Origin of the sequence: Luteibacter sp. 3190 (assembly GCF_031456385.1) — a bacterium.
Lineage (GTDB): Bacteria > Pseudomonadota > Gammaproteobacteria > Xanthomonadales > Rhodanobacteraceae > Luteibacter.
Genome location: NZ_JAVDUO010000002.1, coordinates 677,603 through 684,935, shown reverse-complemented (window position 1 = coordinate 684,935; position 7,333 = coordinate 677,603). Strand labels below are relative to the sequence as shown.

5 protein-coding genes, 1 pseudogene and 1 riboswitch are annotated in these 7,333 nt (G+C 68.5%); of the genes and pseudogenes, 5 read left to right on the top strand and 1 reads right to left on the bottom strand.

What is annotated here, in order from left to right; all coding sequences use genetic code 11:
* Window positions 1–476: 476 nt before the first annotated feature.
* The gene (locus J2X58_RS12995; RefSeq protein ID WP_310048660.1) at window positions 477–920 is read right to left on the bottom strand and encodes a transposase; all 444 of its coding nucleotides are present in this window, start codon (window positions 918–920) and stop codon (window positions 477–479) included.
* A gap of 567 nt (window positions 921–1,487) precedes the next feature.
* On the opposite strand from J2X58_RS12995, the pseudogene J2X58_RS12990 reads away from it, so the two are divergent.
* The 5 genes and pseudogenes from J2X58_RS12990 to J2X58_RS12970 form a co-directional block, all read left to right on the top strand.
* Window positions 1,488–2,576, top strand: a pseudogene (locus tag J2X58_RS12990) (acyltransferase); the annotation flags it as partial.
* 11 nt (window positions 2,577–2,587) lie between these two features.
* Window positions 2,588–2,825: riboswitch (cobalamin riboswitch) on the top strand.
* A 113-nt stretch (window positions 2,826–2,938) separates the two neighbouring features.
* Window positions 2,939–4,816, top strand: coding sequence for a TonB-dependent vitamin B12 receptor (gene btuB / locus J2X58_RS12985; protein WP_310048659.1), 1,878 nt, complete (start codon window positions 2,939–2,941; stop codon window positions 4,814–4,816).
* 21 nt (window positions 4,817–4,837) lie between these two features.
* On the top strand, window positions 4,838–5,419 hold the full coding sequence (locus J2X58_RS12980) for a hypothetical protein (RefSeq protein WP_310048657.1): 582 nt from the start codon (window positions 4,838–4,840) through the stop codon (window positions 5,417–5,419).
* A gap of 23 nt (window positions 5,420–5,442) precedes the next feature.
* Entirely contained in the window at window positions 5,443–6,045 is a 603-nt protein-coding gene (gene cobO, locus J2X58_RS12975) for a cob(I)yrinic acid a,c-diamide adenosyltransferase (RefSeq protein ID WP_345784563.1), read from the top strand.
* Window positions 6,042–7,331 carry a cobyrinate a,c-diamide synthase gene (locus tag J2X58_RS12970; RefSeq protein ID WP_310048653.1) on the top strand — a complete coding sequence of 430 codons (1,290 nt, stop codon included), beginning with the start codon at window positions 6,042–6,044 and terminating at the stop codon, window positions 7,329–7,331. The genes cobO and J2X58_RS12970 overlap by 4 nt, the downstream gene beginning before the upstream one ends.
* Window positions 7,332–7,333: the final 2 nt, after the last annotated feature.

Below are 7,333 nucleotides of genomic sequence, written 5' to 3'. Positions count from 1 at the left end.
TCCGCTCCAACGGAGGCCGGTTGGAGCGCACCTGGGCGCGATGCTTTTCGTGGGAAGTGGTCGCGACGCCGATCGCGGCCAGGTCCGCTCCAACGGAGGCCGGTTGGAGCGCACCTGGGCGCGATGCTTTTCGTGGGAAGTGGTCGCGACGCCGATCGCGGCCAGGTCCGCTCCAACGGAGGCCGGTTGGAGCGCACCTGGGCGCGATGCTTTTCGTGGGAAGTGGTCGCGACGCCGAATCGCGGCCAGGTCCGCTCCAACGGAGGCCGGTTGGAGCGCACCTGGGCGCGATGCTTTTCGTGGGAAGTGGTCGCGACGCCGATCGCGGCCAGGTCCGCTCCAACGGAGGCCGGTTGGAGCGCACCTGGGCGCGATGCTTTTCGTGGGAAGTGGTCGCGACGCCGATCGCGGCCAGGTCCGCTCCAACGAAGGCGGGTTGGAGCGCACCCGGGCGCGATCGCAGGATGGGGCAGCGATCACAGCCACACGGCGTTCCAGTACGGATAGTCGTTCACGGACGAGACCAGGCCCGCGCGCAGTGGATTGGCGACGATGTATCTCGCCGCCTTGATCACCGAGTCCTCCGATCGAAGCGCTTTCTCGTGGAACCCGCGCTGCCAGATGGGTCCTCGCCCGACGGCACGCGCTGACGACGCCTTGAACCGGCTCATCAGCGTCGAAAGCGACTGATCCTGGAGTCGCACGAGCCCATGCCAGTGGTCAGGCATCAGGACCCACGCGAGGCACTCCGCGTCGCCCCACGTCGCCGCGTCATGACAGACGCGACTCGCCGCCCGTGCGGATGCGATGCAAGCGAATAGCGGATATCGCCGGTTGACGGCGGTCGTAAGCAGGTAGACCTGGCCAGGTAGCGAGGTCCTGCCGAGGCGAAGTCGCGCGGTTCCTGATCGATGGGGCATATCGAACGATGTGCCAATGCGTGTACGGAGTTAAACGGAGGCTTGCCGTCGCTCGCTGAAGGCGCGGCCCGCGTCGTCCAGGTGGTCGTAGCGCCCAATCGCGGCCAGGTCCGCTCCAACGAAGGCGGGTTGGAGCGCAACTGGGCGCGATGCTTTTCGTGGGAGGTGGTCGCGACGCCGAATCGCGGCCAGGTCCGCTCCAACGAAGGCGGGTTGGGGCGCACCTGGGCGCGAAGCTTTCCGTGGAAGGTGGTCGCGACGCCGAATCGCGGCCAGGTCCGCTCCAACGAAGGCGGGTTGGAGCGCACCTGGGCGCGATGCTTTTCGTGGGAGGTGGTCGCGACGCCGAATCGCGGCCAGGTCCGCTCCAACGAAGGCGGGTTGGAGCGCACCTGGGCGCGATGCTTTTCGCGGGAGGTGGTCGCGACGCCGATCGCGGCCAGGTCCGCTCCAACGGGTTGCCGCGAGGGCCGAGTCGGTGGGCGTGCCTGCGAAATGCCACAGTCGGAGCAGGGAATACGCCTTCGCCGCCGCGATGATGGTCCGATCGCCAGGGGGTTACACGCCATGCCACGCACGCCAGGACTCGACACGCTGCGCGCGATCGCCATCGTCTGGGTGATGCTGTTCCACAGCTACCTGGTCGGCGGACTAGGCGATGGTTTGGGGTTCCTGGAGCGTTCCGGGTGGATGGGCGTCGACCTGTTCTTCGCGTTGAGCGGCTATCTGATCGGCTCGCAGGTGCTCGCGGCGCTGCGCGTTCGGGGGACGATCGACCTGTCCGCGTTCTACATGCGTCGGGCGACGCGTATTCTTCCGGCGTTCGTCGTCGTGCTGGCGCTCTACGCATGCTGGCCCGCCTGGCGTGAGACGCCGGGCATGCAGCCGTTGTGGCAGTTCCCGACCTTCACCTTCAACCTGCTCTTCGACAACGGCGACAACTACGCCTTCTCGCATGTCTGGTCGCTTTGCGTGGAGGAGCACTTCTACCTCCTGTTCCCTTTTCTCGCCATCCTTGGCAGCCGCGGATCGTCACCTGCGCGTTTCGTCGTCATGTGCACGGTGGTGATCGTGGGCGGCATGTGCCTGCGGGCATGGCTATGGCAGCACGAGATCGCGCCGCTGCGCGCGACCGGCGCGAACGTCGGCCTGGCGTACCTGCGCTACCTCTACTATCCGACCTGGTCGCGCCTCGACGGCCTGCTCGCGGGCGTGGTGCTGGCGGCGTGCCGCGTCTATCGGCCGGCGACCATGGCCTTTCTGCACGCACGGGCGGGCACCGTGCTGCTCGCCGCGGTGACACTCCTGGCGCTGGCACTCGTCCTCTTCGATGGTGCGCGGACGGACTTCTGGCCCTGCGTCGTGGGCTATCCGCTGCTTGCGCTCGCCATGGCGCTGTTCGTCGCGGCGGCCAGTGGCGACACCTGGCTGGCGCGCTTGCGGGTGCCTGGCACGGCGTGGCTCGCGGCGGCATCGTATAGCCTCTACCTGAGCCACAAGGGCGTCTTCACGCTCGTCGCGTCCGCTCTGGACGGCCATCTGGACGGCCATCGCTTCGCGCGTTTCGTCCTCTATGCCGTCGCGACGCTCGCCGGCGGCGCGGTGCTGCACTACGCGGTGGAACGCCCCGTGCTGCGCTGGCGTGACCGCCGTCGTCACGCTTCCGCTACAATGCCGCCTCCCAAGGTGATCCACGGCGCCAGCGCCACGGATTGAAACGGGAATCCGGTGACGCGCGTGGCCTTGAGGCCTCGCGCCATTCCGGAGCTGCCCCCGCAACGGTAGGCGAGCAACGAGGTCGGCATCGAAGCCACTGTGTCCGTGAGACATGGGAAGGCGCCGTCCGGCAGGGTTCCATCCCTGCGCTCGCGAGCCCGGAGACCGGCCATGGGTTCACCGGACAGGCGGAGGGCCATGTCGTGGGTGGCTGGCCGTCGGCCGGCAGTCCCGCGTCTTCCTGCGTCCGTCCCTCGCCATTCATGCCGCACGGGTCGGTGCGGTTCGCAGGGAGTCACCCAGTGTCGTTTCGTTCTTCCACCCTCGCGGTCGCCATCGCGTCGGGTCTCGTCGTTCCCGTCGCGGCGTTCGCCGCCGACGCCTCCTCCGACCTCGACGGTGTCGTGGTCACGGCCAGCCGCACCGAGCAGACCCAGAACCAGGTACTCGCCGCGTCCACCGTGATCGATCGCTCGGAGATCGAACGCCTGCAGCCGCGTTCCCTCGCCGACCTCCTCCGCGCCACGCCGGGCGTCTCCATCGCGAACAACGGCGGGCCCGGAAAGTCGACGTCCGTGTTCCTCCGCGGCACGGAATCGGATCACGTGCTCGTGCTCGTCGACGGCGTGAAGATCGGCTCCGCGACCTCCGGCACCGCGGCGTTCCAAGACATTCCCGTCGACCAGATCGAGCGCATCGAGATCGTGCGCGGTCCCTATTCGAGCCTGTACGGCTCGGACGCGCTCGGCGGCGTCATCCAGATCTTCACCCGCCATCCGCAGGGCGCTTTCGTACCCAATGTTTCCGTCGGCGTCGGCAGCTACGACACGCTGCGTGGCGCGGTGGGCTTCGCCGGCCGCGGCACGCAGGGCTGGTATTCGGTGGAGGCGAGCCATGAAAAGACCGACGGCATCAACGCGTGCCGCGGCAAGCCCAGTCCGCGCGGCGCGGGTTGCTACACGTACGAACCGGATCGCGACGGCTACCGCAACAACGCGCTGTCGCTGAAGGGCGGCTGGCGCTTCGACGAACAGTGGGACGCCGACGCGACCGCGACGCGCACCGAGGGTCGCAACCACTACGACGGCACCAGCAGCAACTTCGCGGAGTCGGCGACGCAGGTGCTTGGCGGTCGCGTGAGGTACAAGCCCGCGAAGGACGTGCTCGTGACGGCCAACGTCGGTCGCAGCGAAGACCTGTCCACCGACTACCTGTATGGCGACTATGCCGACACGTTCAACACGCACCGCGACCTCGCCTCGTTGCAGGCCGACATCGGCCGTGTGGGTGGCGCGGCCGGCCTCACGACCCTCGGCTTCGACTGGCAGCGCGACCGCGTCGTGGGCAGCACCGATTACTTCGTGGACGCCCGGCGCAACCACGCCCTGTTCGCGCAGTGGCAGCAGGAGTTCGGCGACAACTCGCTGCAGGCGAGCCTGCGCCGGGACGAGAACAGCCAGTTCGGCGGAAAGACGACGGGCAGCCTGCAATACGGCTACGCGCTCACGAAGTCGCTGCGCGTTACCGGCAGCTACGGCACGGCGTTCAAGGCGCCCACGTTCAACGACCTGTACTACCCGGATTACGGCAATCCGGACCTGCAGCCGGAAACCTCGCGGAACTGGGAGCTGGGGCTGCGTGGCACGCCGGGCTGGGGCAACTGGTCGTTCAGCGCGTTCCAGAACCGCATTGATCACCTCATCGTGTTCGACTCGAGCCTGACCGGCCCGCTGTTCCCGTTCGGCGGCGCCAACAACATCGACAAGTCGCGCATCCGCGGTGTCGAGCTGTCCGGCGACACCACCCTCGGCGACTGGCGTCTCGCCGGCAACGCCACGTGGCTGCAGCCGGAAGATCGCGGCGACGACGCCTGGCGCGGCAACCTCCTGCCGCGTCGCGCGCGCCGTACCGCGAACATCGACGTCGATCGCAGCTTCGGCGCCCTCAGCGTCGGCGCCAGCGTGTTCGGCTCCGGGTATCGCTACGACGACACGGCCAACCTGCATCGCCTGGGCGGCTATGCGTTGACCGACCTGCGCATGGCCTACGCGATCGACGCCGCGTGGAAGGTCGAGCTGGCCGCGAAGAACGTGTTCGACCGGCACTACGAGACCGCGCGCTGGTTCAACCAGCCCGGCCGCAACTGGATGCTCACGCTGCGTTACCAGTCGCGTTCGTAAACCACCTACCGAGGTCATGCGATGAAACCGTTGTCACGCCCGCTGTTCGCCGCCGTCGCCGCGCTGTTCGCGCTGCTCATGATCGGCACGCGCTTCCACCATTTCGGCGATGTCCTGCACCTGCCCGACGCGTCGATGGCGCTGTTCTTCCTCGGCGGCATCTACCTGCGCAAGCACCTGGCCTTCGTCGGCTTCGTCGTCCTGTCGGTGCTCGTCGACTGGTACTCGGTGAGTTACGCGGGCGTGAGCGACTTCTGCATCACCGTCGCGTACTCGTTCATGCCGCTGGCTTACGCCATGCTCTGGTACGCCGGCCGCCTGCTCGCGCCGCGCTACGACGGCTCGCTGAAGTCGCACCTGATCGTCTTCGGCGGGCTGCTCGTCAGCGCGACGCTGTCGTACGCCATCTCCAACGGCGCGTTCTACTGGCTCGGCGGGCGTTACACGGAGCCCAACGCGACGCAGTACGTCCAGCGCTTCCTGCAGTGGGCGCCGCTCTTCGTGCGCGCGGCGGCCGCGTACGTCCTCGCGGCGCAGGTCGTGCAGGCGCTGCTGTTCCGCTTCGCCCCGGGTGCGCGCGACGGCAGGGCCGCCCGCGCATGAACGATGCGACGCCATGGCGCGACATGGATGACGAGGCGCGTCACCGCGACCGCATGCGGCGGAAGAAGGAACTGGTCGATCGTCGCATCGCGAAAGCGACGATCGACCGCGGCGTGCTGGTGGTGAACACCGGCAACGGCAAGGGGAAGAGCTCGTCGGGCTTCGGTATGCTGGCGCGGTCGCTTGGCCACGGGTTCCGCTGTGGCGTCGTGCAGTTCATCAAGGGAAGTTTTTCCACCGGCGAAGAGGCGTTCTTCCGCATGTTCGAGGACGGTCCGCTCGACTACCACGTGATGGGCGAGGGATATACGTGGGAGACACAGGACAAGGCGCGTGACGTCGCCGCGGCGATGACCGCGTGGGAGGTCGCGGAGCGCATGCTTGGCGATCCGTCCTACGATTTCGTGTTGCTGGACGAACTCAACATCGCGCTGGTCAAGCACTACATCCCGCTGGAACGCGTGCTCGATGCCCTGAAGGCGAGACCGGCCTCGCAACACGTGGTCGTTACGGGGCGCGGCGCGCCGGACGCCCTGGTGGAGGCCGCGGACACCGTCACCGAGATGCGGGTGGTCAAGCACGCCTACCAGGCGGGCATCCGCGCGCAGAAAGGTATCGAGCTTTGACACGCCATTGCCCCGCGTTGCTGGTGTCCGCGCCCGCGTCGGGACAGGGCAAGACGAGCGTCACGGCGGCGATGGCGCGTGCGCATGCGCGCCTCGGTCGCCGCGTGCGGGTCTTCAAGACGGGGCCCGACTTCCTCGATCCGATGATCCTCGAGCGCGCGAGCGGCGCGCCGGTGTATCAGCTGGACGCCTGGATGGGCGGCGAGCAGGACGTCCGTCGTCGCCTGCACGACGCGGCTGGCGAGGCCGACCTCATTCTCGTCGAAGGCGTGATGGGACTGTTCGACGGTTCGCCATCGAGCGCCGACCTCGCCGTCTTGTTCGGCCTTCCGGTGCTCGCGGTGATCGACGGCAGCGCGATGGCGCAGACGTTCGGCGCGCTGGCCCATGGCCTGGCCACTTACCGCGACGACCTCGTCCTGCGTGGCGTGCTGGCCAATCGCGTCGGCAGCGCGTACCACGCGCAGCTGCTTCGCGAGAGCCTGCGTCCCGCCATCGACTGGTACGGCACGCTGCCACGCGACGCCGCGATGACCCTGCCCGAGCGCCATCTCGGGCTCGTCTCGGCGGAGGAGCTCACCGATCTGGACGCGCGTCTCGATGCGCTCGCCGACGCGTGGCTGGCGCAGGGCCCTGCCGACCTGCCTCCGTCCGTGCCGTTCGCGCCACCCGCACCGATCCAGACATCGGTGCGGCTCGACGGCGTGCGCATCGCGATCGCGCGCGACGCGGCGTTCGCCTTTCTCTATCCCGCCAACCTGGACGTGCTGCGAGCCGCGGGTGCGACACTGACGTTCTTCTCGCCCGTCGCGGGCGAGACGCTGCCGCCTTGCGACGCCGTGTGGCTGCCCGGCGGTTACCCCGAGCTGCATCTGGACGCGCTCGCCCGCAACGACGCCCTGCGCCAGGCCCTGCACGCGCATGTCGACGCGGGGCGCCCGTTGCTGGCCGAATGCGGCGGCCTGCTCTATGCGCTGGACCGCCTCGCCGATCGCGAGGGCCATGCCGCGCCCATGGCTGGCCTTCTCGCCGGCGACGCCGCGCTGCAGCCGCGACTCGCGGCGCTGGGCATGCAGGCTACGGCGTTGCCGGAGGGCACGCTGCGCGGGCACTCGTTCCACTACGCGCGCGCGTCGATCGACGCGACGCCGATCGCCGATGCGATCAACCCGAACGGCGGCCCGACGACGGAGAAGGTCTACCGCCGCGTGCGCATGACGGCGAGCTTCGTGCACTTCTACTTCCCGTCGAACGCCGACGCCGCGGCGCGACTGTTCCTGCCGTGAAC

Bases quoted from the DNA above. Each gene is read 5' to 3' on its own strand.
- J2X58_RS12995 (WP_310048660.1), bottom strand. From the start codon at position 920: ATGCCCCATCGATCAGGAACCGCGCGACTTCGCCTCGGCAGGACCTCG.
- J2X58_RS12980 (WP_310048657.1), top strand. From the start codon at position 4,838: ATGAAACCGTTGTCACGCCCGCTGTTCGCCGCCGTCGCCGCGCTGTTC.
- cobO (WP_345784563.1), top strand. From the start codon at position 5,443: ATGGATGACGAGGCGCGTCACCGCGACCGCATGCGGCGGAAGAAGGAA.